The sequence below is a fragment of the Rhodococcus sp. NPDC127527 genome, from assembly GCF_042672245.1.
Taxonomy (GTDB): Bacteria; Actinomycetota; Actinomycetes; order Mycobacteriales; family Mycobacteriaceae; genus Rhodococcus_G.
The window spans coordinates 258,212-284,690 of record NZ_JBHXVP010000003.1 but is presented as its reverse complement, the minus strand read 5'-3'; the positions used below and the strand labels follow the sequence as shown (position 1 = coordinate 284,690).

Sequence of the window (26,479 nt, the reverse complement as noted above, 5' to 3'; positions counted from 1 at the left end):
TTCGCACACTCGTTCGATACGCGCTACGGTATCCGCCGCGGGCCGGTGGAGCGGCCAGCTCGGGAAGCACCGGCCCGCACCATTTCCTCGAAGCAGGGGCCCGTCCTGGCGGCGGCGATTGGACGCCTATCGCCCCCAGCCGTTGCTGTTGAACGGAAATATCTTGGTGCGCGTCCCGTCGGGACGGCGAGGGGCCACCGATGAGTACCCGCTGGCAGTTCGGTCGCGGAGCAGGTTTCCCGGGCGAAGGAAATCGAAGATTGCCCGGATCGACCACAGTCGAGTGCGAACCTCCGGCTGTTCAAGCCGCGGATCCGGGATCGGTTCCCGCCTGACGTAGTGGTCCATGTATGGATTCTAGGCGCGCGAGCTCCGCCGCCACGCAACACTTGAACGGGTAGGTGTTTCGGCTCGACGAGGGGGCGCCGGCCCGCACCGTTCTATCTCGCGTTGATCGCGGACCACTCCTCAGCTTCAAGGTGTTTGGCGCATCGAAACAGCGTTGTGCTGGCCATGTTGTCGACTTGCAGTAGAACTAGCCCAACGCGACGACTAAGTCTTAGGGCAGCGTTCCAGCCCACTCCTGACCGTCAGCTGCAGCGTCTGTACGGAGCTGCTGCCAGGTCGATGGAGCCGATTCGACAGCAGCCAATGCGCGATCAAGCGCAGAGAGCGCGCTCTGGACGATTCCCGACGCCAAGATCCGTGTCTCGCTGCCAGGAGCGTTGAGGTCGAGTGATGGGTTGGCCTGTTGCACCGCGTAATCGGCGAGCTCGTAGACCTGGTACGCGGCCAACGCCGCCTCCTGCGGATCATCGGTCAGCCACGTCCCGACCGCGTACGCCGCAGCAGCAGCCGCGTTTTGGCCGTAGCCGGTCTCGAGAATCCAGCTGTCCTCGTCCGAGGGAACCATGGCCCCGGCTTCATCCTGATACGCCCGAACATCCGCTTCCACACCCGAGGCAACTTCCCAGGCTGCGGCCACGATCACTCCCAGCTGGGATCCCAGCTCCACGGCTTCCACTGAGCGCGCATAGCGCTCGAAGAGCGGGAGCAGACGTTCCGCGCAGGAAGCGGCGAACGCGGTCTTCGACCTACGGTCCAGCGCGGCGAGCCGCTTGCCAATGGCGAGTTCGTCATATGTCTGAAGATTCATCACACGGACCGTACCGCTGTCGTAGGACTCGTGACGGGCGCGGCGGAAGGACGGAAGTGCACGTCCATGACGAACGACCGGAATCGAATGATCCACTGATGCAGCTACATTGACGGGCTCAGTCGACACACCCGAGATGTCGACGTTCGTCAAAGTAGGTGCGTTTGTCAAGACGCAGCTCGTAGTCACCGGATACGGCACCGCAATTCGGCAAAAGCCTGGTGTGTCAGGACTTCCCGCCAAAGTAGGCGGCGCGTAACCGTGCGACCAGAGCGGACGGGACATTACACAGGTGTCGCGGCTGACGGTGGTTGCTCGATCGGGCGTCGCTGCAACCATGCGATGGTGATCCCAGACACCACCACCGCGGCCACCGCGACTCCAGTCGAGACCCACAAACCGGAACCCGACGACAACCCGCTTTGTGAACTGGTCAACGGTGAGTACGCCGTCCATCCGAATTGCGCGGGCAACGGCACGGTGACGGCAGCAGGCGCCGCTAGAGAGATCGTGGTAGCGGCCGCACTCGACGGCAAGCACGCCGCCACCGTGAACGCGGCCGCAAACGGCAACCCCAACGCTGTGGCCCCGATGTGCAGATTGTCCCACGGTTGGTCCTCGAACACCGCCGTCGCCGCGACAGCCGCGAGTGCGGCAACACCCGCAAGGGGGTGCGGCCATCGTCGTCCACAGACCGCACCCACAACGACCAGCCCGCCAGAAACGAGTAGCGCCGGCCACGAATCGGTGGACAGTTCGAGACGGCCGTAGGAAGCGGACACCACCGCGAGAGCAGCGAGCAACACCAACCCGTGGCGGCGAGGAAGCCACAGCGAACCGACAACGAACACCGGGACCACCGCAAACCCGAACACCCAGTGACCCGGTGTCGCCACTGTGGAGCCCATGTCGCCAACGGCGCCGACGGACGACCAGTAGAGCAGCAACCCGACCACCGGCACAGCCACACCGACCGCGAGCACGCGGACCCGGCCATCAGTCATCGTCGGCTCCGGCATCCCGAAGGCGCCTCGGCGAAGCGCGATGAACAACGCAACCGCGGTCAGCGTCAGCAGGCCCAGCATGAACGTATCGGGGGGCACGGCAGAGGCTGGTAGATAGTCGGCATAGCGGCGGGGCGACGGCGACAGGTAGAGCTCGATCGGCGCGGCGAACAGAACACCTGCGAGTGCACCGGTTGCCAACGCGGTCTGGAGTAGGGGCCGTTCGCGTGCGTCGCACAGTCCGGCGAGTGCTCCCAGGAGCAAGCCTGCACCGACAGCGTTGGGATACAGCTCCCACTGACCGGAGCCCGGCAACGACGACATCACGGCCAGCAACACGAGCCCCAGCGCCGCGGTCCAAACCAAGGCGCGCCGCCGACGGACGAGACCAACGGAAATCACCGCGACGATGGCACCGAGGGTCGCACCGGCGGCGGTGCTGTGAACGAGTACCCCCGCTCGGCTGCCGCCGCTGGCGATGCCGAAGGCGCCGGGCATCGCGGAGACCAAGGAGACGGTGGCGGCGAACCCACCCACCAGAAGAGAGGCAACTGCGGCCGCACGGTTCATGTACTGCAGCATGTCCTACCGGGTTCGGGAACCGCCGACCCGCCTTGGCTGTTCGCATCGCTGCCTGGTCAAACTAGCGTCGTGTATCGCTAATCTCCGTCGCAAGTCGACAGAATTGCCGCATGTGAGTGCACAAACCATGCGATCACCCCGAACAGCGGCAGCATCCACACAGCAAGGATCCACAAGACAGTTCGTGTCACTCCGAGCTTCGAGTCGATGACGGCGACCGTGGCGGTCAGGGCTGCGGCGAGCCAGACGATCACGAGCAATCCAGCGACCGCCCACGTGACCAGGAGCATGCCGAACCCGGGCATGCAATCCATATCGGTTCGAGCGCATTCGCTCAGCCCAGCTTCGCCGAGCACGTTCACAGCCATGACGACGAACCTACCGCCGGTGGAGCAGCCAGCTCGGGAAGTACCGGTCCGCACCAATTCTGCTGGCGTTATGAGTGTTTCGCCGAGTTTCGGAACGTCCGCCATTAGCTTCAGGGCATGAGTGTCGAAGCGAACTGGGCCCGGATCATCAGATGGTGTGAGCAGCATGCCCCCACGACTCCAACTAGGTTGCTCCCGCCGGCCGAATCGGAGGCCGTCCGCGCGGCCCAAGCAGCGACAGGCCAGACCTGGCCTGAGCAGTTGTTCCAATGGTTCGCGTTGCATGGCGGCGGCTACCGCGAGTACCCAGTCCCGCTGGTTCTCCCCAGCAACGAGCCGCTTTCCGTTGCCGATGCCGTCGAGATCCACGACCGGCTGACCCGGCTGTGGGAGGACGAAACAGAAGATCTCGGCGGTACTGAAGCCCTCATGGCAGAACTGGCGGGAAGCGAAACCGAGACATACCTGCCTGCCTTCATCCCGATCGGCGACACCGGCGCCGGCGACTATCTCGCTGTCGACACCCGCGGCGGAGACCGCAGCGGGTGCGTCGTCGAGTTCTTCAATGAAGGGGGTGCAACCGTCCGGTGGGACTCAATCGAGGCCATGCTCAACTGCACTGCCTCGGCGCTCGAGCAGGGAACAGACTGCGCCGGGTGGGTACCCGTCATTGAGGACGGTGTGCTCCGTTGGGACTTTCCGTGAGGGAGGATCGAGCAATGAGGAAGTACGTCACCCCGGCCGTCGCGCTCGCCGTCGCAAGCGGCGCGTGGATCGGCTACGGCGCCGCAACTGGATGGGGCCCTGTCTATATCAGTGTTGCCGTCGTGATCTGGGTCAGCATCATCGCGATTGTCGTACGTCAGGCCCGGCGGCATGCCTGAGCAGGTGCGCTACCTGTCTGTGAGTCAGTTCGCCGAGCGGATCGGCGTCGAGCCGCCGACGATGTCGCGGTACAACCTGCCCGAACCTGATGCGATCATCGGCCCGGTGAACGAGGACGGGAGCTTGCCGCGCGGCACGACGCGCGGCTGGCTTCCTGCCACGGTCGACGAATGGAACGCGGCCAGACCGGGCCACGGCGGCCGCCCGCGCGCAACGAAAGCACCAGATTCGCGATGAGCCAGTCCGAGCCGCCCTCGGACGAGGGCCAGCCCGGGTGGGTGAAGCTGCCCGATGGTCGCACTGCGTACCGCTACCCGGGCAGCGACGAGCTGATCATCCCCGAGACCGGTCAGTCGAATGGCGGACAGCTGAACGACGGACAGCGGTAACGCAAGTCGCACCACGTCCGAATATCACCGTGAGCTGTCCCGACCCCCGACTTGGGCCAGCTGCGACAGGCCCCGCGGGTCACTGACCGGCGGGGTCTTCTCATGCGTCCAATGCGGCATCGTGCTCGACCGATGTTCGGTCAAGCGAGACGGTACGGCTCGTGGCGGTTGCGCTCCGCGAAACTGGGCAAACAGACCACTCTGCGTTCGGTAATGTCCAGCTGACCTTGCCCGCAGTCGGGTCGGGGCCCATTGATTTCGACTAGGAGTTCGTGCGTGGCGGATTACCAGATCACTCCGTACAAGGTCTACGTGACGCCGGCTGGCGACCCGAGTTCACCTCATCGCATGGGCGAGGTAAGTCCGGGAACGAACATCTCGGCACTTGAAGCAGTGACGAACACGTTGGTCGCACTGAGCCTAGAGGAAACCCCGCGCAAGCGATCCGATGACCGCACTCGGCACCTCGACGTCCAGAGTGTCACAACGGTCGAACATCAAGTTGAAGCCGGATGCCTACTGGGAGTGAGTGGTTACACAAGCAAGCTGTCACTCGAGGCACTCGATGTCCCCGCCGTGCGGGAACATTCCGACGCAGAGTGGTTCGATCTGCGGGTCCTCTTCGCGGCGTCCCCGTCGGCTCGGGCAGGAATCCTCTTGGTTGAAAGTGTCGGCAACTTCGGCATTGGGAAGCACGTGGGGGATCTCCTGCGGCAGTCGATCCGGGCGAGCGTTGACAGTGGAATCATCGTGCGAATCGATCCAATTCAGGAGGCGCTCACTCTCGGGAAGCAGATTACCGAACTGCAGACCCAGTCGATTGAATTTCGAACATTGATCAAATCAAGCGACAAGTCGCAGAATGCCAAGAAAGGCGGAAAGGAGATTCCATATTCGAAGGTAATCAAGATTCAGCGGCGCGGCGGACTTGGGTCATTCTCGAAATTCAAGGGAAAGACGCCTAGTGAACTTGTTGCAGCATACGGATTCATGTCGAACGACGAGATTCGCGATGACACAACTGCAACTGCAAGCGTTGTAATGCCGAGCGGTAGACCGCGAAAGGTCAATGTCGAAGAAGGCACGCCATCCTCGATCTCATTTCCCATCGACCGGGAGACCCCCCTCAGGCCTCCAACGGCGTCGGAGTTCTACAAGACGGCAACCAGCATCGTCGACGAGGTGCGGCAAGGCGTTGGGCTCGGCGCGCTCAAGGTCGTTGACCAGTCAGGCAATGACAACGTAGTGTCTGTCGACAACCTGCAGGCGAAATGGACGGTATGCGATGAAACTCCTACCAGCTGATGTACTGCGCGACCAGGTTGCAACACTCCGAGACGATGCGCGAGATCGGCAGTCATACTCAGACCTCGCGCTCCTTTACTTACTTCCTGCGGCGCTGGGTGTCGCCGTAGGCGTCTGGGGCGTGGCCAAGCTGGATGTACCGGCGATCCTGGCCGCGGTCGCGGTCTTTACTGGTCTGATATTCAACTTGGCCTTCCATATTTTCGACAAGAGCCTCCAAATTCGCCGCGACCCATTTCAGAGTGCGGATGCAGACGCAATTCAACTCGTAGATGAACTTCAAGCCAACGTGAACTACACGGTACTCGTTGGGATCATACTTACAGGTACGCTGACAGGGATGCTTCTATTCAGCATGCCAACAGGTGGCGCAGTCGTTACGCGAGTTTTCAACGGAGTTGCAGCAGCGATGCTGCTGCATATTCTGCTGATGAGCGGGATGATCCTTAAGCGATTCACCAGCCTTCACAGCGTAATGAAGCCATAAGAAAGTCGTAGCCTCGCCCTCGTTCAAGGGTGGGGCTACGACTTTCTTAGCGCGCGAATCTCCGCGACGACCCGCTCGAGCCCATCGAGTTCCTCCGCCCACTCGGGCACCTGACGCAGGCGCGCGAGCACCTCCGGGTCTCCGTCGGCGTGCAGTAAGGCGAGGGCCAGTCGCTCTGAGTCGGTCATGCATGGTTGGACGCGGCGGACCGTTAGTGGGTTCCCGGAGACGCCGAAAGCCCCCACCCTCGGAAGGATGGGGGCGAATTCGTGCCGAGGTCGCGTAGTTCGCGATGCACCTGGTCGAGGGCGTCGAGCACAGCGGCGGACTCGGGGTCGCGTCGGCGCCACCCCTGCCGACGCCGACGTTCACCCCACAGTCGTGTCGGCGCAGGACTATCGTCGAATCCGGACGTCGTCCACCTACCGGCGGACGGCGTCAAGCCCCGGTTGGTCGACTAACCCTGCGGGCTGGCCGGGGCCCCCGGACTTTCAGCGACGCATCAGGAGCACCATAGATCCAGGGTCGGGGGACCAAATGGACATGGGACTGATCGACCGGATGGACAGGTCTCGACGGGCGCCGATGTGGCCCTGGCTCGTGGCAACCTACGTCATCGTCGGCACGACGCTCGGGCTACTCATCCTGCTGAGCTAGCAACCCGAAGCCGTGACGGCGCCAGAGCAGCATCGACCCGAATGGATGGGGTCGGGTCGGTGCTAGGCCCCGGCAGGGTGAACCTCCAAGGAGCCCGCCGGGGCCGACCAGCTCAGCTGAACCCTCAGCCATGCTGGGTGGGTCCGAACCGAGAGACGCCGAACCCGAACGTGCATCGGTGGCCATCCGGACCTTGACGAGGTTCGCACGGTGCGAGAACACTGTCGACAATGTCGCCCGAGGAAGAGCAACGTCAGATCAAGCTCGTGGTCGATCGTCTGTCCCTGAGGTACCCAGAGAAGACCTACGCCCAGGTCAGTGATGCAGTCGCCCGCGCATACGGTGGCTTTGCGGGTGGGCGTATCCGGGACTTCATACCGCTGCTCGTGGAACGGCATGCCGATCAGGAGTTGGCGCGCGCCGTCGTGCCGGTCCGCCCGTAGCAGAGCTCGTGCCCCACGTCATTGACGTTTGTGCCGTGCCCATCGCCGCGCTCAATTAATGTTCGGGTTAGCGCGTCACGGCCGCACCCCTCGAAGGCCGTGCCTCGTAGCCCCGGTTGGCCTACCCCCAGGCCAGCCGGGGCATCCACATCTACGGGAACCTCAAGGCCATTCGGTCAACGCATGGTCTGCCCTAAGGCTGCGAAGCTCGCGCTGCGCCCAATCGAGCCCGTCGAGCTCCGCGGCCCACTCAGGCACCTGACGCAGGCGCCAGCACCGCGGGGTCGCCGTCGGCGTGCAGCTCGGCAAGGAGCAGTCGCTCAGGCTCGGTCATACCAGGTTGGACGCTCCCCCGTCCGGTTCGGTTCCCGCCTCCAAGCAAGTTGGCGACTACCTGCCTGATCTCAGTTCGTTAGCTTTGGCCGGCTTCTCGAGGGCTGAGAACTGGGTGGATGTTCCCAAGATCAAAACAGACCAGTAGGTATAGCGTCCGCGTGATTGCCAATCGACAACCACGATTTGGAGAGTGCATGAATCGCGCCAGCCGCTATATCACCGGCATACTCGCCGCCACGGCCCTGACCGTCGGCCTCGGTGCGGGAACAGCCCACGCCTCGTTGATTCCCTACCCTGCCGTCCCGCCCGCCAAGACTGTCGAGCCCGGTATGCGGATCAGTTTCGACAACCACACGGAAGCCAAGGATGCGTGCACGATCGGTGCGGTCGGCACCGATTCGGCCGGCCGGAAGGTTGGCATCACCGCCGGACACTGCAACCCGACCACGAATACTGACTTCCCCAACGATCCGGCCCCGTACTACCCCGGTCCGAACCGGCAGGTTTACACCACTGACAACACCCACCCGGTCTTTGACTGGCGTGACCGTGCGGCAGGCCCCATCGGCTGGATCCGCTGGGTATCCCACGATCAGCGCTACGGCTTCGACGAGTCTCTTGGCAAGCTCGACTACATGGTGATCCAGTTCGCGGACAACATCACCGTTTCGAGCCGCATGAAGACGGCCCCCAAGTACGGACCCACGAATGGGATCGCATTCGATCCCGTGAACGCCTCCTCGCCTGGCCCGATTGTGACTCCATCCGAGCCCTGGCTCAACATGAACGCGCTCTACGCCGACGCCGCCGGGAACCCCAAGGAAGCCCAGCCCGGACAGACCATCTGCCAAGTCGGCTCCAGCACCGTCGGGGGCTACGCCCAGGCAGATGATCCGAAGCAGGCGCGCTGCGGTGTCGTCCTCACCACCCAAAACGGACTGATCGATGCCTGGACCCAGAACTTGCCAGCCGACTCGGGCGGACCTGCCTTCGTCGACGGCTCCAACACGAAGTGGGCCGGAATCGTCAATGCGCACATCGCTCGCTTCATCCTCGGGGTGCCCGTGCAGAACTTCTACCGGTACACCTCCGCCAAGAGGATCCTCGACGACATGAACACGAAGGCCGGAGACTTCACCGGCAAGGGCTTCCAGATGGCCAACAACTAAATAGGCTAGAAGCACGAGATGGCCCCCACCCGAAATCAGGTGGGGGCCATCTCCAACTGGGTGTCGGCACGAGAGCCGTCATACTGGGGTGGCGATCAGGTAGGAGTTCACGCCGCCCGCGACGGCGCCCTTGCTGTAGGAGAACCGAATCTGGACGCTGATCAGGTCGCCGGCGGCGATCGTCACGTTGTTGAGTGCGGCACCCGAGAGCGCGACGGTGGTCCGGTAGTCGGTGGTCGAGTCAGTCCACAGTGCGGTGCTGTTCCGCAGGATGCGGACCTCCCGTTTGTTGTCATCGTTGGTGAACGTGATCAAACCGGACAGGTTGTAGGTCCCGGGGTACAGGGCGAGCGCATTCGACTGGATGACGGTGTCCGCGTAGCCGGTTCGGGGCGCCCAGCCCGGGACCGTGACCCACGTGTCCAGGGTTGGGGTGGTGCCGTTGCCGGACTTGTCCATGCCCATCGGGACGGCACCGCCGCCGGCGGCGGGAACGTAGAGGTACATCGATCACCCGTCCAGGTTCATGGTGCCGACGAGGGTGACGGTGCATCCCTTGCCGGGTGTGCCGCCGATGCTGTCGATACGGATGAACAGGTAGTCGCCGGCCGCGAACGAGAACGGGCCGGCGGCCGTACCCCTCACTGCCGCGGCATTGATGGTCACCGACCCGAGCGAGGGCCCGCCCTTGTCGATCCGCACCACCGATGACAGTGACCCGTCTGGGGTGCCGAAGTCGACGATCATCTGGGTGATGATCGTCGGCCATGGGATGTAGAAGCCGGTGAGGTTGCTACCGGTGCCGACCTTGCGTGCCGTGTCGCCCGTGTGCCCGATCACGAGGACGAGCGGCTCGACGCTGCGCGCGACCGCGGCATCCGCCTTGCCGAGGGACGTCTGCACCGCGGTTGCGAGGTCGGTCTTGGGGATCCCGGCGCCCGGCTTCTGGTACGCCGAGTCGGCCTTGTCGAGCGAGGTTCCGACTGTGGCCGCGAGGTCGGTCTTCGGGATCCCGGCGCCCGGCTTCTGGTAACCCGAGTCCGCCTTGCCCAGCGAGGTCTGCACTGCCGCCGCGAGATCGGTCTTGGGGATCCCGGTGCCGGGCTTCTGGTACGCCGAGTCCGCCTTGTCGAGCGAGGTCTGCACCGCGGTCGCGGTCTTCGCCTTGGTGACCGCCCCGTCCTGAATCTTCGGCGTGGAGATCGCGTTGTCGGCGACACCACCGACGTAGCCCGCCGCATCGTCGCGGTACTGGCGGGCGAGGTCCCGCGCAGCCTCGGACTGCCCCTTCGCGGTGACAGCGCCGGTCTTCGCGGCGACCGTGTCGGTGAGCAGGCCCTGCATCTGCGGGATCGCGACGTCGTAGACGTTGTCGTGGATCTCCTGCACCTCACCCTTGAGGGTGTTGGTGTCGGACTTCGCTTGCTGCGCGGCGGCGGCGTTCGTAGCCGCGTCGACGAGCGCGGGAAACGTCTTCGCAGGCAGGGAAGTCCCGTCGTCCAGGTTGAGGACCACGTCGTTGCCAGTGACGGTCCAGCCGTCGACGCCGACGCCCCGCTCACCGCGCGTCACCCCGGGCGGCGGGGTGCCGGGCACGGCCCACACGTCGGTCAGGTCGACCTCACTGTCCGGGATCGCCGGTATCTGGATCGACCGCAGCTGCAGCGGCCGGCCGTCGCTGGTGACGTCGATGAAGTCGACGCGGTAGAAGCCAGTGGCCGGGTTCGTCCACTGGTCCGGGCACCACAGTTTCACGTACGGCTTGCCGCGCATCGTCACCCGGCCCTGCACGTCGAGGGTCGCGGCGATCGGATCGACCAACATCGTCCGAGGTCCCTGCGGGTGGTACGGCAGCAGCACAGAGTCGCCCGGATTCAGCATGAACGTGAACCGGATCGTGGCCTTGACCGCGACCTCGTCGGGCAGGTCGTCGGCGTCGAGACCGTCGGCGATGATGTCGCCGATGGTCCCGGTCACCTTCATGTACTGCAGAGGATGGGTGGTCACAGCAGGTCTCCTCCCGAGCACAGGTAGAGGTAGGGAAAGTAGGTCGACCCGGTCGACGACAGCGACGACCAGGACAACGATTCCGGCATGTACACGTCGTCGGCCGGCCTCGTGCTCCATGTCCGGGTACGGGCCATCGCGCCCAACGCGGATCCGAACGGCGGGTTGATGTTCGACTGCGGCGCACCGAGACCCTGCAGGCAACTGGCGGCCGCGACGTTGTTCTGCCACCACGCGAGCGAGAGCACGTAGTACTGGCCGGCCCTCACCTGAAAGCTGTTGTAGGCGTAGAACCGCCGCTCGATGAACTCGGGTGTGAACATGGTCCGCATGTTCTGCGTCTTCCCGAGCAGACCCATCGCACCGGACTGGGTGTCGAGACTGTAGGCGCCGAGCTGGAAGAACGGCGCCGCATCGACCGGGTTCCCCCCGATCAGCCCGATCGAGTCGCGCATCGCGTCCCGGGTGGCGCGGAACGCGATCAACATCTGCGCCCCACTACCCGGGGCCGCGTAGATCGGCGTGCACGACTGCCGAGGAAACGTCTCGTCGGAGTCGGCGTCCTGCGCCTGCCACGACGGTCGGACACCGCCGAGTGCCTGCGTCGCGACGGTCTGCGACGCGGCGAGGATTTCGGGTGCGAGGTCCACGTCAGACCGCCGGCCTGCACTCGACGTCGAGGTGCGCGTGCGCAGTGTCGGTCAGCCACGCATCCCAGAACCCCTCGCTCTTGACCGCGACCACGTAGATCGTCGACCCGGGCCCGGAGGTGTTCTTCGTGACGCGGGCGACCGACGCGTTCGGCGCCATAGCGGACGCGAGCTCCGGGGTGATCGTCACGGGAAAGTAGTTCTCCGTGACGATTCCGCTGCCGTACCCGATCAGAGTTCCGGAGGTGGGGTCGCCGAGCCGGACCTCGACGTCGATCCGCGTGGACTTGCCGCCGCGCGTGCGGATATGGCCGGACACCCGCGGGAACCAGTCGGTCGGCTGCGCCGGGATCGTGATCTGCGCGAGCTGCACACGGGTGGTCGAGGACCCCACGAGCACGTTGGCCGCGGTGAACGAGGACGGCGGGATGCCGTACCAGCCGCCGCGCGCGACCGGTGCCGACGTGACCTTGCCCGTGGTCGGGGACAGGACCAGCGCGTCACCGGGCGCGGCGCCGGCCGCCGCGACGAAGTCGACGGCGGTCAGGATCCCTGACGATGGCCCCTTGTCGCCCTTCTCGCCCTTCTCGCCCGGGTCACCCTTCGGCAGAACGAGGTTGAGGTGATAGTTGTCCGCGGCACCGGGCGTGAACGATGCGCTCGCTGCCGGCCCGCCAGTCACCGTCCCGATCGACAGCGTCGGCGTCACACCGGGGTCGCCCTTCTCCCCGATGTAGTTCTTCTTCTCGATCAGCGCGGCACCGTTCCAAAACCACGCTGACGAGGACCCGACCACGGTCCAGAAGTGGCCGATCTCGTTGTCGGTCAGGTCCGAGGTCGAGGGCAGGTCCGCCGTGGTGGGGACCTCCCACTCGTACACCGGCGGCGCACCCGGGTCGCCCTGGTCGCCCTTGGCGCCCTTGTAGGCGGGGATCTCGACCTCGATGGCGTCGTCGATGAACTCAAGCACCGCCTTGTTCGTCTCGCGGACGTTCCATGCGTCCTTGAAGGACAGCAGGAGCTTCACGGATCGTTCGAGCTGGTACATCGGGCTACCCTTCCTCGTCCAGCGGCGGCGGGTCTTCCACCTCGATACCGGCGGCGCGGAGCTGCTCGGCGACGTCGCGGTCCCACCGGGCGTGCTCGCGCGCGTTGGCCCGCCGCTTGTCTTTGTCTGCCTTGTCGGCCGTCTTGTGTGCCTCGAGGTCCGTGCGGACCGCGGCGAGGTCGTCGGCGAGGTCCTGCGCCAGGTCCCGGGCGATGTCGGTGAGCACCTTCGCGGTGTCCGCGCGGGTCTTGCGGTGGGTGACCACCCACGCTATGAACGCGAGAAGGATCGGACCGGACCCGATCGCGGTCGCCCACTCCGGCGTCACCCGCGGCTCCGGTGCCGACCGCCCGCGGTCAGGTCCTCGATCTGCCGCTGCGTCACACCGTTCGGGGTCAGCTTGATCCCGAACACGGTGAGGACGGCGATGCCCACCGGAACCCACTGCATGACCGCGTCGGGGAGGTCCAGGCCAACAGACAGGGCCATCCATGCGACGCTCACGATGGCGCCGACCGCGGCGGTGACGGTGTTCGCGACGCGCCTCCACCACGGCTGCCGGTCGAGCTCGGTGCGGAGTCGGTCACCGATCAGGTCGTCGACGAGACCGACGCCGTAGACGAGATCGCCTGTGTGCCCGTTCACTTGGAGCCTCCCGCGGTGTGCCGGGCGAGGGAGTCGACCAGTGTGAGGTTGTGGCCGTCGCTCGTCTTGCCGAGCTGTTCCCAGCCCCTACCTCCGGGTCCGCGTAGCTGTTCCCAGATCTCGCGGGTCTTGACGAGCAGTTCACGCTGCTCTGCGGCGGTCAGTGCGTCCATGTCGGAGCCTCCCTGTTTCGGGGCGGTGGGTTGGGGTGCGAGCTTCGCGGCGACCTTCGCGATCAGGACGTCCTTCGGGAAGTTCGGTCCGGGGTCGGTGTGGTTGACTTCGCGCCACGCCTCGGAGATCTCGGCGTGGCCGCAGATTCCACGTTTGCCTGCCCGCACGTCGGCGGCGGTGAGCCATACGGCGGGGATCTGGTACTTGCGGCAGTAGAACGCGAGCATGTCGGCCAGTCGGTCGAGCTGCCCTGTGTACGAGAGCCATTCGCCGCGGGACTGGGCTGCGAACCCCAGCAGGCAGACGTGCCATCCGCGGGCGTTGCCGGTCCAGCCGGCGGCCCATGGTGCGTACTGGTCGTCGTTGCACCGGCCTGTGCGGCCCTGTCGGTCGATCATCGTGTTGTAGCTCGCGCCGCGGTTCTTGTCGGCGCACCACGCGAGCAGCGACTCGATCGTCAGTGCGCCCTCGCTCGTGTGGATCGCGAGGAACTGGGTCGTGGGGCGGACGCCGCTGTCGGCCTCGGTGAGCAGGGTCTGGTCGACGGGGTACTGGTCCATGGTGGGGCTCCTTCTCTCAGTTCACGGCAAGGAAGTTGGTGACGGAGAACAGTTCCTTGATCTGCCGCATCCCGACCTCCCACGGCGCCTCGTCGGCCTTGTCATCGCCGATCACGGTCTTGAGGACGATTCCGCCCTCGCGTGTGTGCTCGCCGCGGATGGAAGTGATGCGGTCGTAGTAGATTTCGCCGTCGTCCTCGTCCTCCCATCCGGCGAGGACACCGAGGTCGTAGTCGACGAACGCGGTGTACGGGTAGCCGTCGCGGAGGGTGATCGACGCGGACCGGGTGCCGCGCCCGTCGTACAGGCCCTTGGTGCCGGCCTGGAACCCGGAGAACGTGTACGCGGCACCGGCGTTGACGAACCCCTCCGGGAATCCCAGCGGCCCGAGGTCCTGCTTCAGGGACCAGTCGACGAACTTCTGGAACGCCAGGAACACGTCGTGGAACATTCCCGAGATGAACGCCGCCAGCCCGGGGATCACGGCGAGGGAGAGCAGGGAGAAGATCCACGTGATCGCCATCTGCACGCCGAGGTCGATCAGCTTGTTCACCCACGTCGGGGACTTGCCGCCGATCACCGCCGAGTAGTACAGCGGGTGCGTCACCGTCACGGTGGCGTCGTCGATCGCTGACCCGTCGCTGCGAAACACCACACGTGGCATCTCGTCGCTGGTCAGTGCGTCCGAGATCGCCTGCCCGATGCCGGGGTTCAGCCAGCCGGTGAACAGGTTGACGCCCGCGGCGATGAGGTTGCCGATGGTGTCGGCGATCCCGTCGAGCACCGTGCCGGTGTTCAGTAGGCCACCGGTGCGGGGCTGCTGAACGACGTCGACGATGTACTGCGGCTTGGTCAGGAACAGGTCCGGGTGTGGCTGCTTGTCGCCCGGCATCCACAGGGTGATCGTCAGGTGGCAGCCGGTGTCCTTGAGCCACTGCTCGAACAGCTCGTCGAGCGGGACCATGCGCGCCATGCCGACCCGCACCGGGGTGGTGTCGCGCAGCAGGGTGTACGGCATGAACGTGATCGGCAGACCGATCCGGAACGCGTTCCGGATCGTGTACCACGCGACCAGGGTCCGGACGCCGGCGATCATGATGTCCTGCGGTGGGAACTGGATCTCCGGGATGCTGAGCGGCTGCGGGTACGCGAGGATCGCGTGGAACCACGCGTAGTCGGAGATCAGCTCGCACGTGATCTTCTTGTCGCGGGTGATGCCCGTCCGGGTGGACTTGTTGATCCGGCCCGACCATCGCTTTCCGTTGTAGGTGATGACGATCGGGACGACGGTCCGGTCGATCGACATCACCAGCTTCGCCCAGTCGTGGTCCGCGGGGATCGTGAACGACGCGGTGCCGACCGCGTTCCACACCCACTCCCACGTCAGGGCCTCGTAGCCGACGATCTCGCCGAGCGGCTGGTTGAACTTGTCGAGGATCAGTGCCTCGAGCTGGTCCTCCTTCGGCGCCGGCTTGAGGATCTCCGTCCAGATCGCCGCCGATTCCGCGTCGAGCGGGCCCGGCTTCGAGTAGAGATCGACGTCGATTGGATTGATACCGTTGAGAACGCATGTGCCCGTAGTCATCTCACCTCACCAGGGTCGTTTCGATTTCGGATCCACCCGCAGGACCACGGACGACTCGGCCAGGCCGTCGAGGAACCGGATCCGGGACAGGTCCAGGTGCCCGCGCGGCGGGATCGGTTGGCGGAAGCGCTGCAGCCCCAACGTCTTGAACAGGTTCCGGTTGTAGGACGAGGTGACGGTGCGGTGATCGCGATGGGTGTCGATGTACGCGACCTCGCCGGGAAGGAGCGGGCCGATGAAGATCTCGTTCGACCCGTCGCCGTCCGGGAGGACCACCATCCCGGGGCCCTTCGCGACCGCCGTGTACCAGGCTGGCCGGTCGCCCTCGTTGCGCAGCACCTTGCCCTGCATGTACTGCCCGTTGACGTACTCGAACGTCGACTCGATGCCGTACCAGTGCGGGTCCTCCACCACCACCGGCAGCAGGTAGCCCGTGAACTGTTCGAGCATCGGATCGAGCTGGTGCACGATCTGCGGGGCATCCGCCTGCCGCAGGTCCACCCACCAGAAGCCGCGGTGCTGCGTGATCACGTACAGCCGGGACTGGTAGTCGAAGTCGATGTCCGAGCGCCACGGGTCCTGCACCCGCATGTAGCTGTGCTCCTGCGTCTTGTGGACCAGCACCGGGATGTCGAACTCCCGGCGCTCGAGCACCGACCCCAGCCACGTCGAACCGTCCTGCCGCGCACCGGTGTACCACCGGTGCGTCTGCTGCGGTTCCTCGAAGTCCGCCCACCCCTCGCCGAGCGCGACTCCCTCTTCGCCGGTCGAGAGGTGCCACGCTCGTTCAGGGAGGCCAGCGGCGGCGCCCGGACCGCACAGCACGACGTTCGCTGTGCGGTCCGGGAAGAACGTGCCGGTCACCGTGCCCCCAGCCGGACGCGCTGCACGCGCCGCTGTTCGACCTTCACGAGCGTGCGTTCCACCCCGTCACCTCCTGGTGCGTAGTTGTTGACCGCGATCGGACGTCCGATCGCCTCGGTGACCGTCTGCGCGAGGTGCGCGAGGTCGGCACGCGAGAGCCCACCGTTGCCGCCGCGGCCCGCGCGCAGTGCCGCGAGATCCCGCCGGTCCACCTCGTACTGACGGCGCTGCGCCCCGTTGAGCACCCACTCCGTCTCGCCGGACAGGTTCAGGCCGGCGACACCGTGCGGCAGCGGTCCGCCCGTGTCGCGGATGACCGTCGGGATGTCCTTGAGGTTCTTGAACAGGTTCGGGAACGACATCGCATTCGCCATCGCCGTCGCCCACTCCGGAGTCCCCGGCACCGCCGGGGCCTGCGTCTCGATCTCCGCTGTGGAGAACGTAGGCGCCTGTGCCGGACCGACGCCGGACTTCTCTCCGCGTGGGTCCTGCGACCACTGCGCGATTCCCACACCCAGGCCAGCGAGCCGGCCAACCGCCGAATCGTTGACGCCGAGCACCGAGAACAGATCCGAGACGTTCGACGTCACGAACTCGGAGGCGACGTCGCCGAGCATCTGCGACAGCGACTGAGTGCCACCGCCACCGGCCGCCGACGTTCCCAAGGTGCTGGACTTCTTCAGCTCCTCGGCCTGCCGTTTCTGCTCCGCGGCCAGCGCGTTGATCGCCCGCTGCAGTGCGTCGTCGGCATCGTCGCGTTCGCCGATCCGCTCCAGGTCGTCGTAGACCTCGTTGCGATCGGCGTCGGCCTTGTTGATCGCTCGCTGCAGATCCCGCAGTCGGAGCTCGTCGTCGGTCAGGGACGACTCCAGACCGGGTGCCGCGGGCGCCGGACCGGCGTCCGCGCCGGACTCGGCCGCGGACTTCTTCGCCTCGAGATCCTTGACCCGCTGCTCGGCGCGGGCGACCTTGTTCGCCGCCTGGTCCCTGTCGGCCGGCGTCTTCTTCTCGTTCCCGTTGGTGCGGTCACGAGCCTCGATCGCCTGCTGTACCGCGATCTTCGCCGAGTTCAGCTGGAGCTCGTCCTTCTCCTCCCACGTCGCCTTCTTACGCGCCGGCCGCCCGTACGCCGTGGCCGAGTTCGAGTCGTCCTCCGGCGGGCTGAAGCGGGACGCCGGCAGGTGCCAGTGGTTCTCGAACTGCGGGTCCGTCGGGGACGCGGCCCCGGAGCCGTAGCGGACGCCGTTGGCACCGGACTCGAACGGGATCCCGCCGAGCGCGGACGCCATGTGCGAGTACTGTCCGCCGCCGCCGTTGTGGACGCCGAGGTTCAGTGCCGATCGCGGCCCCAGTCCCTGCACGAATCCGAGTGACAGGAAGTCGGATTCGGTGGTGTACCAACGGGTGTGCGGGTCGCGGCCGGTCAGGATCGCGTACGCGGCCGAGCTGTAGGCCGAGCAGTCCCACGAGGGATTGCCGACCCCGGCGTACTGGTACTTCTTTCCCGACTCGCCAGCGAGGAACTGGTGTGCGTCCTGCGACGCTGACCCGATCCTGCCGCCGGTGGCATACCCGGGCAGCTTCGGGAAGGTGCCCGCGTTGATCGCCGCCAACTCGCGGTCGTACTTGTCGGACATCTCCGAGTTGACGACCCACTCGCGTCCGTCGACCATCGCGATGCCCCGACCCTCGCGAGTGACCGCATAGATGCCGTCGGTCCTCTCGGTGCCCGGGCCGCTGCCCGGCATGCGGCCGCCGCCGGCGAATGCGGGAAGCCGCCCACCGTCGGCATTGCCCCGCAGGACCGGCGCGATCGGTCCTTCCTGTCCGGTCGCGTTGAACGCCCGCTGAGCTGCCGCCGTCGCAGCGACATCGATGTTGATCGTCCGGGGTCGGGTTGCATTGTCGGCGGCGACGTCGACGGCATTGATGTCCCGCAGCGCGTCCGCGACGTGCGCGATGACCTTCGGATCAGCCGTCTTCTCGCTGATCGTCTGCAGGTCCTTCAGGGTGAGTTGCTTACCCTCGCGCAGCTTGTCGAGAATCAGCCGAACCTCGGGCGCAGCCTCTTCCTGGTCGAGGATGCGGATCAGGTCGCGGGTCTGCTGCGCATTCATCTCGAACACGGTCTTGTCCAGGGCGACGTTCGCGATGGCCTTTGTGTTCGACAGCATGTTCAGGCGGCCGATCATGTCGGCGAGCGACGCCTTCGCCTCGTCGTCCCGGGCGACGACCTTGAACGAGCCGTCCTCCATCTTCTCGACCGAGAAGTTGAGATCGCGCAGCTTCTTCTGCGCTTCCTCCGTCAGACCCCGGACCATGACGGTCTTCTCGTCCGGCACCGACTCGACAGTGGCGCCGTACTCCGCGAACTTCGCCTTGAGGGACTCGGTGATCGGAATCGACTGACCGAGTGCCTTGTTGGCGTCCATGGTCGCGCGGGCCTGGCGGTCGAGCGATATCCGAGTCGCATTGATGTTCTGCGTCATCGTGATCGCGGACTCGTCGTAGGGCTGCATTCCGTCGATCAGGTCCTGCAGTGGAGTCAGCGCTGCACCGAACTTCTGACCCGTGGCCGCGAGGCCCTTCTGAACATCGTTGTACCGAGTGATTTTCTCGTTCAGGGTGTCCCAGCTCTGGCCCTCACGCAGCAGTCCGGAGACCAGCTCCTCGCGGCTGATTCCGGCAGCCTTGTACGCGTCCGCACTGAAGGTCCTCTGGGAATCGAGTCCCGCGCTGGCATGCTCACGCGCAACAGAAGCGATCCGCTGGTACGCAGGCTGATCGCCGGTCTGCGCGTTGACGTAGTCGCGGGTGTCGAGTCGGTACGACTCCATCCGAGCCAGGTCACCCGATGACTCCGCCTCCTCCGCCAGCTTCTTGCGCGTGGCGGCGGTGACCTTGCCCGTCTGCTCGTCGAGCGTGTCACCGAGAGCCTTCTCGGCTGCCTCCTGATCACGGGCCTTCTGCTCAGCCTTCGCGTGGCTGTCTGCCAGGAACCCGATCGCGGTCGTCGCGCCCATGATGGCGACACCCCACGGGCCTCCGAGGGCACTCACCAATCCGCCCGCGGCGGTGGTCAGGCCCTTGACGCCCGCCGCGCCCACACCTGCCGCGGCGCGGCCGAGATCCGCGACACCAGCAACAGCACCGTGCCCGATCGAGCGCGTCAGGATATCCGCCGAGGACGCAGCATCCCTGGTCCGGAGGGCCAGAGTCTGCAGGTCCGTCGACGCCGTCCGGTGCCGAGCTGAGAAATCGGACAGTCTCGAGCCCGCGGTCCGGTAGGCCTCACCCATCGCCCCGATCACCGGGACGCGCTGTTCTAGGACCGCCAGTGCCGCCGTGGTGGTTCCGATGCTCTTGCCAGAGCCCTCGATCGCGACACCGAACTGGTCGTATGACTGCGTCGACTGCCGTGCGAGCACCTGCTGCGCCCGGACAGCGTCACCAAGACCCTTGAACATCGACGTCGCGCGGCCGGTCTGCTCCGACAGCTTGTCGCCGAGACCCGTGACCCTCAGCGCGACGAGAGCGGCGGTTGCGGCCTGCACCGGCGCCGGGAGATCGAGGAAGAACGAGCCTGCCTCCGCGGCTGCCCCACCCATCACGGAGAGCCCACCGACCACCTTCGGGGTCGCGTCCTCGACGAAGTTCGCGAACCCATCCGCCGCGTTCTCGAGTGGCCCCTTGGCGAGGTCGTAGAGCCCGAGTGCAAGGGTCTCGACGTTGTTCTCCACCGCGGCGAGTGCGCCGGGCAGGCCCTGAGTCTTCGCGGCTGCGACGTCCGCGGCGGCGCCCTGGCGGTCGATGGCGCCGCGCATCTTGTCGTAGCCCTCGGCGCCCTGCTCCGCGGCGACGCCGGCCAGGCGCATCGCGTCGGACCCGAACAGGGTCGCGGTCGCCGCTTGGTACTGCTCGTCGGTCATGTTCGCCGACGCATCCTTGAGCTGCTTGAACAGCTCGTGCATCCCGACGAACTTGCCCTGCGCGTCGTACACGGTCAGACCCAGTTCGCGGATCGCGGCCTGCGCGGGCTTGCCCTGGTCGGTCAACGCGAGCAGCGCGGACTTGAGCAGGGTTCCCGCGTCGGAGCCGGTGATGCCAGCGTTGGCGAACATGCCGAGCACCGCAGACGTGTCCTGCAGGCTCAACCCGAACTGGTGCGCCACAGCACCGGACTGCTGCAGACCCTGCGCGATGTCGCCGATCTCGGCGGAGGAGGCGTTCGCGGCGTTGGCGAGGGTGTCCGCGGTGCGCGCGGCCTCGCTGGCGTTGAGGCCGAACGCCTGCAGCGCCTGGGACTGGACCGTCGCGGCCGATGCGGCGTCGATCTGCGCGGCCGCGGCGAGCTGCAGGGTGCCCTTCGCCGCGGACATCGACTCCTCGACCGAGAACCCGCCCTTGGCGAGCTCGGTCATTGCAGCAGCGGCATCCGAGGCGGACGTGTTCGCGAGGGACTGGTCGTTGCCGAGTTCCTTCGCCCGAGCAGAAACCGCCGCCATCTGCTCCGCGGTCGCCGACGAGACGGCCTGCATGGTGTTGAGCTCGTTGGTGAAGTCGTTGCCGAGCTTGATGATCGACTTCGCGGCGAGCGCGACACCGCCGGCGCCGAACGCCAGCCCCATCGCGGCGCCGAGCTTGCCCGCCATACCGACCGTGCCCTGCAGCCCCGACTGGAGCTTCCCGGGGAACGCCTTCAGATCGGGGCTGACCTCGATATCGATCCGACCACCGGGCACGGAACCACCTCTATTCTGTTGCTGCAGTGCTCATTTGCTCCCACGACTCGTAGCCGTTGACGCGGGCGTGGGCGTCGCGGGCTGACCAGCCGGTGAGGATTTCGCGCACTGTGGCCGTCAACTTGGTCGGGCCGGGGGTGCGCTTGTTGGCGCGGTACAGATCGAGCAAGGCGACGATCTCGGTGATCCGCTCGATCGGGTCCGGCCGGGCTGGGTCGTGGAACCGCAGACCCTTCTCGTGCCACGTCTTGGCGACACGGGTCGGTTCCGGCATCTCCACTCGGATCGGGGGCATCGCGCCCTCGGACGGCGCCTCGATCATCCGGATGACCTGTGCGATCTGCTGGACCTGCGGGTCCAGCTGCATCGCGGCGAGATCGACGGCTCCGCCGGGCATCCGGTCCGGTGCGGGCGGTTGCGGTGCGGCGCTCACGTGTCGGTCCGCTCGACGAGTTCCCAGTCCCATGGCGGCGACGCCATCCGATGGTAGACGGCGGCACCGTGGTCGGGCGCGGCGGCGCGGGCGTCGTCTACGGTGACGTGCTCGCGGACCTCGCCGGTGGCGCGGTCGATCGTCGCGAACTGCAGCTGCCCGGTCGGTGCGACCGCCGACGCGTGGTGAGCGTTCGGGTTGGTCTGCAGCTGCTGGTACAGCTCGACGATCTCGTTCTCGTGGGGCAACCCTGCCGGGGTAGTCATTGTTGTTGTCCTCCAGTGATTCCGGCCAGGCGGTTGTATTCGGCGACGGTCCGCTTCTCCGTGGGGTTCACAGAGCGTGCGATGTCGGCTATGTGCTGCTCGAGCAACCTCGTGACGGCCTCGGGTGTCCGGCAGGCGACCGGGATCAGGAGCGGCCGCGGCGGCGGCTTGAGCCCGGCGCGCTTGCGGCGCGCCCGTTCTGCCTTGACCTCGGGGTCGTCAGGATCGGTGGTCCACGTCGAGTACTCGGAGTTGAGCCAGTAGTCGTGGCGGTCGACGAGCATCGCCAGGTTCTCCGAGTCCCGCGCAGCGCGCGCGTCCTGCTCGGTCGCGTCGTCGAGCAAGGCTGCGATGTCCCGCCACCACATCTGCCGCAGCGCGGCCCGCAGGTCGCGGTGGTGGTGGCGGGACAGGCTGGCGTAGGCGGCGCTCCAGCCGTCCTCTGTCAGGAGGTCGGTCAGAGCATCCGGAATTTTCCCGCCGCGTTGAGCAACCCCGCGATCTCGAAGATCTGCTTCGTCATCCCGTCAGTCGGCCCGACGTTCTGGTCGGCGAGATCCGCCCACAGCTCGTCTGCGCTGCCGGACGCGAGCACGAACGCCAGACGCTCGATGTTCAACGCTGCCCAGTCCTCGCCGTCGACCAGCGGCTGCTTACCCTTCTCGGCGGGCAGCAGCTTCACAGTCCGTTGCAGCATCCGGCCGAACTCGAGGACCTCGTCGCCGGTGAAGTCGCGGCGCACCGAGTACTGCTTGCCGAGCAGCGTGATGTCCTGCGGCGGCTCGGGATTCGGGTTCGCGAACTGGGCGGCCAGATCGATGGGCGGCGTGACCGCCCCGGTCGGGTTCTGCTCGGTGAGCACGGTCCGACGCGGGGCGGCCCTACCTGCTTTTCCTGCCATGGTGGTGATCTCCTGCCGTGAGATGAGGGGGGGTTAGGGGACGAGGGGGTTCTCGGTGCCGAACTCGCGGACCTTCGTGAGTGCGAGGAGTTCGAACTCCCAGCCGTCGAGGTCCTCACCGGTGAAGTTGCGCGGCGCCGGCGTCGCGAGACGCACACGCGGGCAGTAGAAGAACGTCGACGCGGTGATGTCGACCGCGCGCCAGATGAACGCGAACTCCTCGCCGTCGCCGCGCTCGTACTCGAACACCCCGGAGGCTGCCCCGACCTCGGTGATGGTTCCGCCTTCGAGCGCGGTGAGAAGGGTGGCCTTCGACCGGTCGACCGCCCGGAACTTGAACCGCTCCGACCGAGGGCCGCGGGTGACGCCGTAGGCGGAGTCACGCTTGTTGAAGACGTTGTGCTCCTTCACGTCCTGGGTCGGCGCGACGTCGAGTCCCTTCTGCAGGCCGCCGTACGCGTCCCAGGTGACGCCGGGCGAGGTCCCGGTGACGAGTGCCGCGGCCTTCAGGTCAGCGGGAAGCAGGGTACCGGCTGGGGCGCGGAACGCGTCGCCGTCCTGGTAGACGGTGGCCTTGCTGGGATCTGCGTAGGTGCTCACTGGTGTTCTCCTTCATCAGCAGAGGGGTGCCGCGAGAGGGCTCGGGCACGGTTGGATGTCCCCGTCCCCGGGCACGGCAGGCAACCCGGGGACGGGGACGATCAGGGGGCGGCCGGGGCTGGCCCGGCCGGAACTGGCTACAGCCAGGTGAATGTCGGTGCGACGGTCATGCGCATCGACAGTTCGACGCGGACCGGCGCCCGATACAGCGGGTTCTCGACGCCGCGGGTCTTGTCGATCATGTTCATCGGCCCGTCTTTCCAGTCGCCGTTCCATGAGCAGTTCCGGAACGGGACCGCGCGGGCGCGGCCGATGATCTCGCCGGCCAGGCCCGCGATGTCCCACGCGACCTCTTCGGGGTCTGCCGTGATGTTCATCGGCCCGGCGGCGAGGATCTCCGACTTCGGCACCCACACGTCGACCTGCACGAGCGGGGTCCGCATCATCGGATCACCCGGCCCGCCGGTCATCGCGGAACGGCAGGTGACGAACGGGCGGTCGATCATCCTCGGGACGTCGCGGGTGGAGATCAGTTCGGCCGGTACCACCGCGGTGAAGTCGGCGTCGCGTTTGAGGAAGTCGCGAACCGCGGCGGGCGCGAACGGGATCCGTGTCTTGGTGGTCACCTGGGCCTCCATCCGGAGTAGCGGCCGTGCTCACTGGCCGCGGTCGTGAGCACCGCGTGCGGTGGGGTGTCGACAGTGCCGTACTCCTTGAACACCGCGTCCTCGTCGTTGTCGACGAGGAACACCCGGTCGCCGTCGACTTCGACGCTGATGCCGTCGCGGTACTCGCCGGTGAGCACCGGTGCTGTCGCGCGGGCCTCCAGCGCGGCCTCGTTCGCGATGTCGATCCGCTGGTCGGTCGAGATCGCGCGCGCCTCACTACGGGCGCGGCCCGGGTACACCGTCACCCGAGTCGGCACGGGATCACTCCTGCGGCGGCGGGTCGGCGACCGCACTGGTGGCGGCCGACGGGGTCTTCCCTTCGGCCCGGTTGAGGTAGGCGGGCGCGTCAATCGCCGACCACCGCTTCACGCCGTCCGCGTCGACGAACTCGACACTGTTCGACTGGGGAGCCTTCTTGGAGGCCATCTCTCACTCCTTCATGTCGGAAACATGCCGCACGATCGCGGCGATGTACGCGGGCCGGCGGGACCCGCGCGCCGGGCGGCGGGCCCGCGGGGTGCCGACGACCTGGACGATGCGGCCGTCGGCGTCGCGGAACCGGTCCCGTCGGTTGGGGAACGGGGTCAGGCCCGGGTCAAGCAGCAGATCGAACACCGACACCTCGTGCCCGTCCTCGAACTCGACGTTGCCCGCATCGACCGACGACGCGGACAGCTGCCGCTGCTGCAACAGCCCGGTCCAGGGGTACTCGGACGGGGCGACCGGGATCTCGTTGCCCGTCGACGGGTCCTGCAACGGCTCGTTGTCGCGCAGCAGCGTCCACCGCTCAGGCAGCCGAGACATCAGCCGATCCTGATCGTGAAGGCGTCCGAGGATGCGCGGTCGTCGCGGTCGATCAGCTCCTCGATCTCGGAGTCAGGGAAGTCGACCAGCGATGGGTTCGCTGGCGCCTCGTAGTCGGTCGACACCTCGGGGAACTGCTGACGCCGCACCCGGATGCCGATACGGAACGAGTCGAGTGCGCGGATCACGGCGAACGCCGCTGTGCCCTTGACGAGTTCCGCGGACAGTTCCAGGTTCGCGAGCCGGTCGTCGAGGCGCGGTACCTTGCCCCGCAGCTTCGCCTGCGCGATGCCGATAAACCGGTTCACCTGGGCGATCTCCGGATCCACGTACGTTTCACCGGAGATCGCCTGGACGTCCTCAATCGACAGCAGCGGTACCGGTGCCGTCACCGTGGTCTCCGTCGTCGCCCGCCGGCTGCTCGCCGTCGTCGCCCGGGTCGCCGGCTGCGATGGCGGCCAGGATGTCGGCCTTCTTCGTCGCTTCCCCGAGCTCGATTCCGTGCTCGGCGGCGTACGCCTTCAGCTCGGGAACCTTCCACGAGTCCGACGGCCCACCGTCCAGGTCCGCCGCGTCGTCCGTGTCGACCGGGTCCGGAGCGTCCCCATCCCAGGCGGCCGGGTTCGTGATGACCTCGGCCGCCCAGGCGGGAACGTCGTCGCCCGGCCCGAACACGTGGTACGTCCCCGACTCGTCGGGGACGTGGACATGCGTTGCGAGCCGGGCCATCACAGCACCTTCGCGATCATCGTCGCGTTGGCGTTGCCGAGGATCGGCAGGCCGACACCCGAGGCCTTCGTCCAGCGCGCGACCGGGTCGTTGTCGATGTACGAGCCGACCACGACACCGGGCGCCTCGTCGGCGTCGATGCTGTAGTCGGGCTCGATCGCCTCGGCCGTGGTGCCCCACAGCGTCTCGCCCAGCTTCACCGCGGTGCTCGCGGTGTAGAGGACCGAGTCGTCCGGGATCAGCCGCACCGCAGCGCCGGAGGCATCCTCGACCTGCGCGTCGAAGACCTCGAACGCTGGGTGGCCGAACGAGGTGAACAGTGCGTTCACCTGGTCGAGGGTCACGACCCCCTGGGTGGAGCCGGGCGGCAGGCAGAATGCGCGGATCTTCGCGTTCATCATCAGCGCGGACATGACGCGCTGCGAGGTGATCGCGCGGCCGGGGTTGCCGGAGTTGCGGATCCGGAAGGTGTTGAACCAGCCCATCTGGTCGGCGATCGGGTCGCCGGCACCGGACCACACCGCGGCCGCGGTGACGGTGTGGCCGGGGTCGCGCTGGAAGTCCGCCTCAATCTCGAGGCCGTCCTGCGCGAGCGACACCTTGCCGGTCACCACGGCCTGAGCCTTCGCGATGATCAGGCGGGTGTGGATCGCCTCGGCCAGCTCGACGCCGTCGTTGTAGATCAGGTCGAGGATCGCCTTGTCCGCCTTGCGCAGACGCAGCCGGTCGTACTCGCCGAGTCGCCGCTTCTCCGAGATCGGTGGCAGCTCACCGTTAATCCGGGTCACGCCCTTGCGCGGAGACAGCGGGGCCTCGACGTCCCAGCCGCGGAACTTCGCGGCGCGGCGCAGACCGCGCTGGGTGACGTTCGCGCGGAAGTCGACGTCGTCGACGAGGGTGTCCGGCAGCAGCTGGTCGATCAGCGACAGGTCGTTGATCGGGCGGTCCTTGAGAGCCTCGCGGACGTATCCGGTCAGCTCGGCGGGAGTGACGTAGTCACTGTTCAGTACGAGTGCCATAGG

34 protein-coding genes are annotated in these 26,479 nt (G+C 66.5%); 8 read left to right on the top strand and 26 right to left on the bottom strand.

Annotation, left to right across the window (positions count from 1 at the left end; all coding sequences use genetic code 11):
• Positions 1–559: 559 nt before the first annotated feature.
• The 3 genes from ACFVH2_RS07210 to ACFVH2_RS07200 form a co-directional block, all read right to left on the bottom strand.
• Positions 560–1,156, bottom strand: coding sequence for a DUF416 family protein (locus ACFVH2_RS07210; protein WP_378420202.1), 597 nt, complete (start codon positions 1,154–1,156; stop codon positions 560–562).
• A gap of 284 nt (positions 1,157–1,440) precedes the next feature.
• Positions 1,441–2,742 (bottom strand): hypothetical protein, encoded by a 1,302-nt coding sequence (locus ACFVH2_RS07205; protein WP_378475694.1) that lies wholly within the window; start codon positions 2,740–2,742, stop codon positions 1,441–1,443.
• Positions 2,743–2,819: 77 nt separating this feature from the next.
• Positions 2,820–3,110 (bottom strand): hypothetical protein, encoded by a 291-nt coding sequence (locus ACFVH2_RS07200; protein WP_378420204.1) that lies wholly within the window; start codon positions 3,108–3,110, stop codon positions 2,820–2,822.
• A 117-nt stretch (positions 3,111–3,227) separates the two neighbouring features.
• On the opposite strand from ACFVH2_RS07200, the gene ACFVH2_RS07195 reads away from it, so the two are divergent.
• The 6 genes from ACFVH2_RS07195 (at position 3,228) to ACFVH2_RS07170 (ending at position 6,176) form a co-directional block, all read left to right on the top strand.
• A complete protein-coding gene (locus ACFVH2_RS07195; RefSeq protein WP_378420205.1) occupies positions 3,228–3,815 on the top strand; it encodes an SMI1/KNR4 family protein in 588 nt (195 codons plus the stop codon).
• Between the two features lie 14 nt (positions 3,816–3,829).
• A complete protein-coding gene (locus tag ACFVH2_RS07190; RefSeq protein WP_378420206.1) occupies positions 3,830–3,994 on the top strand; it encodes a hypothetical protein in 165 nt (54 codons plus the stop codon).
• Positions 3,987–4,232, top strand: a complete 246-nt coding sequence (locus ACFVH2_RS07185; protein WP_378420207.1) for a hypothetical protein — start codon at positions 3,987–3,989, stop codon at positions 4,230–4,232. Before ACFVH2_RS07190 ends, ACFVH2_RS07185 begins: the two co-directional genes overlap by 8 nt.
• The gene (locus ACFVH2_RS07180; RefSeq protein ID WP_378420208.1) at positions 4,229–4,384 is read left to right on the top strand and encodes a hypothetical protein; all 156 of its coding nucleotides are present in this window, start codon (positions 4,229–4,231) and stop codon (positions 4,382–4,384) included. The genes ACFVH2_RS07185 and ACFVH2_RS07180 overlap by 4 nt, the downstream gene beginning before the upstream one ends.
• Before the next feature lie 276 nt (positions 4,385–4,660).
• Positions 4,661–5,689 carry a hypothetical protein gene (locus ACFVH2_RS07175; protein ID WP_378420209.1) on the top strand — a complete coding sequence of 343 codons (1,029 nt, stop codon included), beginning with the start codon at positions 4,661–4,663 and terminating at the stop codon, positions 5,687–5,689.
• Positions 5,690–5,810: 121 nt separating this feature from the next.
• Entirely contained in the window at positions 5,811–6,176 is a 366-nt protein-coding gene (locus ACFVH2_RS07170) for a hypothetical protein (RefSeq protein WP_378420210.1), read from the top strand.
• A 35-nt stretch (positions 6,177–6,211) separates the two neighbouring features.
• On the opposite strand, the gene ACFVH2_RS07165 is transcribed toward ACFVH2_RS07170, so the two are convergent.
• A complete protein-coding gene (locus tag ACFVH2_RS07165; RefSeq protein ID WP_378420211.1) occupies positions 6,212–6,364 on the bottom strand; it encodes a hypothetical protein in 153 nt (50 codons plus the stop codon).
• Positions 6,365–7,063: 699 nt separating this feature from the next.
• On the opposite strand from ACFVH2_RS07165, the gene ACFVH2_RS07160 reads away from it, so the two are divergent.
• Positions 7,064–7,276, top strand: coding sequence for a three-helix bundle dimerization domain-containing protein (locus ACFVH2_RS07160; protein WP_378420212.1), 213 nt, complete (start codon positions 7,064–7,066; stop codon positions 7,274–7,276).
• 530 nt (positions 7,277–7,806) lie between these two features.
• The gene (locus ACFVH2_RS07155; protein ID WP_378420213.1) at positions 7,807–8,781 is read left to right on the top strand and encodes a hypothetical protein; all 975 of its coding nucleotides are present in this window, start codon (positions 7,807–7,809) and stop codon (positions 8,779–8,781) included.
• Between the two features lie 78 nt (positions 8,782–8,859).
• On the opposite strand, the gene ACFVH2_RS07150 is transcribed toward ACFVH2_RS07155, so the two are convergent.
• The 22 genes from ACFVH2_RS07150 to ACFVH2_RS07045 form a co-directional block, all read right to left on the bottom strand.
• Positions 8,860–9,288: a hypothetical protein gene (locus ACFVH2_RS07150; RefSeq protein WP_378420214.1), complete on the bottom strand. Its 429-nt coding sequence runs from the start codon at positions 9,286–9,288 to the stop codon at positions 8,860–8,862.
• A 3-nt stretch (positions 9,289–9,291) separates the two neighbouring features.
• Entirely contained in the window at positions 9,292–10,788 is a 1,497-nt protein-coding gene (locus ACFVH2_RS07145) for a hypothetical protein (RefSeq protein ID WP_378420215.1), read from the bottom strand.
• Complete coding sequence (locus ACFVH2_RS07140) at positions 10,785–11,438, bottom strand: hypothetical protein (RefSeq protein ID WP_378420216.1); 654 nt, start codon at positions 11,436–11,438, stop codon at positions 10,785–10,787. The genes ACFVH2_RS07145 and ACFVH2_RS07140 overlap by 4 nt, the downstream gene beginning before the upstream one ends.
• Position 11,439: 1 nt before the next feature.
• Positions 11,440–12,486, bottom strand: coding sequence for a hypothetical protein (locus ACFVH2_RS07135; protein ID WP_378420217.1), 1,047 nt, complete (start codon positions 12,484–12,486; stop codon positions 11,440–11,442).
• Between the two features lie 4 nt (positions 12,487–12,490).
• Positions 12,491–12,814 carry a hypothetical protein gene (locus tag ACFVH2_RS07130; protein WP_378420218.1) on the bottom strand — a complete coding sequence of 108 codons (324 nt, stop codon included), beginning with the start codon at positions 12,812–12,814 and terminating at the stop codon, positions 12,491–12,493.
• Complete coding sequence (locus ACFVH2_RS07125; RefSeq protein WP_378420219.1) at positions 12,811–13,131, bottom strand: hypothetical protein; 321 nt, start codon at positions 13,129–13,131, stop codon at positions 12,811–12,813. Before ACFVH2_RS07125 ends, ACFVH2_RS07130 begins: the two co-directional genes overlap by 4 nt.
• The gene (locus ACFVH2_RS07120) at positions 13,128–13,865 is read right to left on the bottom strand and encodes an N-acetylmuramoyl-L-alanine amidase (protein WP_378420220.1); all 738 of its coding nucleotides are present in this window, start codon (positions 13,863–13,865) and stop codon (positions 13,128–13,130) included. The genes ACFVH2_RS07125 and ACFVH2_RS07120 overlap by 4 nt, the downstream gene beginning before the upstream one ends.
• Positions 13,866–13,881: 16 nt before the next feature.
• Positions 13,882–15,450, bottom strand: coding sequence for a hypothetical protein (locus tag ACFVH2_RS07115; RefSeq protein WP_378420221.1), 1,569 nt, complete (start codon positions 15,448–15,450; stop codon positions 13,882–13,884).
• Between the two features lie 6 nt (positions 15,451–15,456).
• On the bottom strand, positions 15,457–16,314 hold the full coding sequence (locus ACFVH2_RS07110) for a hypothetical protein (RefSeq protein ID WP_378420222.1): 858 nt from the start codon (positions 16,312–16,314) through the stop codon (positions 15,457–15,459).
• Complete coding sequence (locus tag ACFVH2_RS07105) at positions 16,311–21,056, bottom strand: phage tail tape measure protein (protein ID WP_378420223.1); 4,746 nt, start codon at positions 21,054–21,056, stop codon at positions 16,311–16,313. Before ACFVH2_RS07105 ends, ACFVH2_RS07110 begins: the two co-directional genes overlap by 4 nt.
• Positions 21,057–21,066: 10 nt before the next feature.
• Positions 21,067–21,489 (bottom strand): hypothetical protein, encoded by a 423-nt coding sequence (locus ACFVH2_RS07100; RefSeq protein WP_378420224.1) that lies wholly within the window; start codon positions 21,487–21,489, stop codon positions 21,067–21,069.
• Positions 21,486–21,755: a hypothetical protein gene (locus ACFVH2_RS07095; protein ID WP_378420225.1), complete on the bottom strand. Its 270-nt coding sequence runs from the start codon at positions 21,753–21,755 to the stop codon at positions 21,486–21,488. The genes ACFVH2_RS07100 and ACFVH2_RS07095 overlap by 4 nt, the downstream gene beginning before the upstream one ends.
• On the bottom strand, positions 21,752–22,123 hold the full coding sequence (locus tag ACFVH2_RS07090) for a hypothetical protein (RefSeq protein WP_378420226.1): 372 nt from the start codon (positions 22,121–22,123) through the stop codon (positions 21,752–21,754). The genes ACFVH2_RS07095 and ACFVH2_RS07090 overlap by 4 nt, the downstream gene beginning before the upstream one ends.
• An 89-nt stretch (positions 22,124–22,212) precedes the next feature.
• Entirely contained in the window at positions 22,213–22,656 is a 444-nt protein-coding gene (locus ACFVH2_RS07085; protein WP_378420227.1) for a hypothetical protein, read from the bottom strand.
• A gap of 33 nt (positions 22,657–22,689) precedes the next feature.
• Positions 22,690–23,256, bottom strand: a complete 567-nt coding sequence (locus ACFVH2_RS07080; protein ID WP_378420228.1) for a hypothetical protein — start codon at positions 23,254–23,256, stop codon at positions 22,690–22,692.
• 137 nt (positions 23,257–23,393) lie between these two features.
• On the bottom strand, positions 23,394–23,882 hold the full coding sequence (locus ACFVH2_RS07075) for a hypothetical protein (protein WP_378420229.1): 489 nt from the start codon (positions 23,880–23,882) through the stop codon (positions 23,394–23,396).
• Positions 23,879–24,181, bottom strand: a complete 303-nt coding sequence (locus tag ACFVH2_RS07070) for an HK97 gp10 family phage protein (protein ID WP_378420230.1) — start codon at positions 24,179–24,181, stop codon at positions 23,879–23,881. Before ACFVH2_RS07070 ends, ACFVH2_RS07075 begins: the two co-directional genes overlap by 4 nt.
• A 4-nt stretch (positions 24,182–24,185) precedes the next feature.
• A complete protein-coding gene (locus ACFVH2_RS07065; RefSeq protein ID WP_378420231.1) occupies positions 24,186–24,350 on the bottom strand; it encodes a hypothetical protein in 165 nt (54 codons plus the stop codon).
• Positions 24,351–24,353: 3 nt separating this feature from the next.
• Positions 24,354–24,728: a hypothetical protein gene (locus tag ACFVH2_RS07060; protein ID WP_378420232.1), complete on the bottom strand. Its 375-nt coding sequence runs from the start codon at positions 24,726–24,728 to the stop codon at positions 24,354–24,356.
• A complete protein-coding gene (locus ACFVH2_RS07055) occupies positions 24,728–25,120 on the bottom strand; it encodes a hypothetical protein (RefSeq protein WP_378420233.1) in 393 nt (130 codons plus the stop codon). Before ACFVH2_RS07055 ends, ACFVH2_RS07060 begins: the two co-directional genes overlap by 1 nt.
• Positions 25,089–25,457 carry a hypothetical protein gene (locus tag ACFVH2_RS07050; protein ID WP_378420234.1) on the bottom strand — a complete coding sequence of 123 codons (369 nt, stop codon included), beginning with the start codon at positions 25,455–25,457 and terminating at the stop codon, positions 25,089–25,091. Before ACFVH2_RS07050 ends, ACFVH2_RS07055 begins: the two co-directional genes overlap by 32 nt.
• Positions 25,457–26,476, bottom strand: a complete 1,020-nt coding sequence (locus tag ACFVH2_RS07045; protein WP_378420235.1) for a major capsid protein — start codon at positions 26,474–26,476, stop codon at positions 25,457–25,459. Before ACFVH2_RS07045 ends, ACFVH2_RS07050 begins: the two co-directional genes overlap by 1 nt.
• Positions 26,477–26,479 lie beyond the last annotated feature (3 nt).

What these genes read in the sequence shown, in the direction of transcription:
- ACFVH2_RS07090 (WP_378420226.1), bottom strand. Translation starts at nt 22,123, where the DNA reads ATGTGGTGGCGGGACATCGCAGCCTTGCTCGACGACGCGACCGAGCAG.
- ACFVH2_RS07200 (WP_378420204.1), bottom strand. Translation starts at nt 3,110, where the DNA reads ATGGCTGTGAACGTGCTCGGCGAAGCTGGGCTGAGCGAATGCGCTCGA.
- ACFVH2_RS07155 (WP_378420213.1), top strand. Translation starts at nt 7,807, where the DNA reads ATGAATCGCGCCAGCCGCTATATCACCGGCATACTCGCCGCCACGGCC.
- ACFVH2_RS07085 (WP_378420227.1), bottom strand. Translation starts at nt 22,656, where the DNA reads ATGGCAGGAAAAGCAGGTAGGGCCGCCCCGCGTCGGACCGTGCTCACC.
- ACFVH2_RS07165 (WP_378420211.1), bottom strand. Translation starts at nt 6,364, where the DNA reads ATGACCGACTCAGAGCGACTGGCCCTCGCCTTACTGCACGCCGACGGA.
- ACFVH2_RS07190 (WP_378420206.1), top strand. Translation starts at nt 3,830, where the DNA reads ATGAGGAAGTACGTCACCCCGGCCGTCGCGCTCGCCGTCGCAAGCGGC.
- ACFVH2_RS07205 (WP_378475694.1), bottom strand. Translation starts at nt 2,742, where the DNA reads ATGCTGCAGTACATGAACCGTGCGGCCGCAGTTGCCTCTCTTCTGGTG.
- ACFVH2_RS07180 (WP_378420208.1), top strand. Translation starts at nt 4,229, where the DNA reads ATGAGCCAGTCCGAGCCGCCCTCGGACGAGGGCCAGCCCGGGTGGGTG.
- ACFVH2_RS07120 (WP_378420220.1), bottom strand. Translation starts at nt 13,865, where the DNA reads ATGGACCAGTACCCCGTCGACCAGACCCTGCTCACCGAGGCCGACAGC.
- ACFVH2_RS07150 (WP_378420214.1), bottom strand. Translation starts at nt 9,288, where the DNA reads ATGTACCTCTACGTTCCCGCCGCCGGCGGCGGTGCCGTCCCGATGGGC.
- ACFVH2_RS07050 (WP_378420234.1), bottom strand. Translation starts at nt 25,457, where the DNA reads ATGGCCCGGCTCGCAACGCATGTCCACGTCCCCGACGAGTCGGGGACG.
- ACFVH2_RS07185 (WP_378420207.1), top strand. Translation starts at nt 3,987, where the DNA reads ATGCCTGAGCAGGTGCGCTACCTGTCTGTGAGTCAGTTCGCCGAGCGG.
- ACFVH2_RS07160 (WP_378420212.1), top strand. Translation starts at nt 7,064, where the DNA reads ATGTCGCCCGAGGAAGAGCAACGTCAGATCAAGCTCGTGGTCGATCGT.
- ACFVH2_RS07060 (WP_378420232.1), bottom strand. Translation starts at nt 24,728, where the DNA reads ATGTCTCGGCTGCCTGAGCGGTGGACGCTGCTGCGCGACAACGAGCCG.
- ACFVH2_RS07210 (WP_378420202.1), bottom strand. Translation starts at nt 1,156, where the DNA reads ATGAATCTTCAGACATATGACGAACTCGCCATTGGCAAGCGGCTCGCC.
- ACFVH2_RS07195 (WP_378420205.1), top strand. Translation starts at nt 3,228, where the DNA reads ATGAGTGTCGAAGCGAACTGGGCCCGGATCATCAGATGGTGTGAGCAG.
- ACFVH2_RS07065 (WP_378420231.1), bottom strand. Translation starts at nt 24,350, where the DNA reads ATGGCCTCCAAGAAGGCTCCCCAGTCGAACAGTGTCGAGTTCGTCGAC.
- ACFVH2_RS07045 (WP_378420235.1), bottom strand. Translation starts at nt 26,476, where the DNA reads ATGGCACTCGTACTGAACAGTGACTACGTCACTCCCGCCGAGCTGACC.
- ACFVH2_RS07095 (WP_378420225.1), bottom strand. Translation starts at nt 21,755, where the DNA reads ATGACTACCCCGGCAGGGTTGCCCCACGAGAACGAGATCGTCGAGCTG.
- ACFVH2_RS07135 (WP_378420217.1), bottom strand. Translation starts at nt 12,486, where the DNA reads ATGTACCAGCTCGAACGATCCGTGAAGCTCCTGCTGTCCTTCAAGGAC.
- ACFVH2_RS07115 (WP_378420221.1), bottom strand. Translation starts at nt 15,450, where the DNA reads ATGACTACGGGCACATGCGTTCTCAACGGTATCAATCCAATCGACGTC.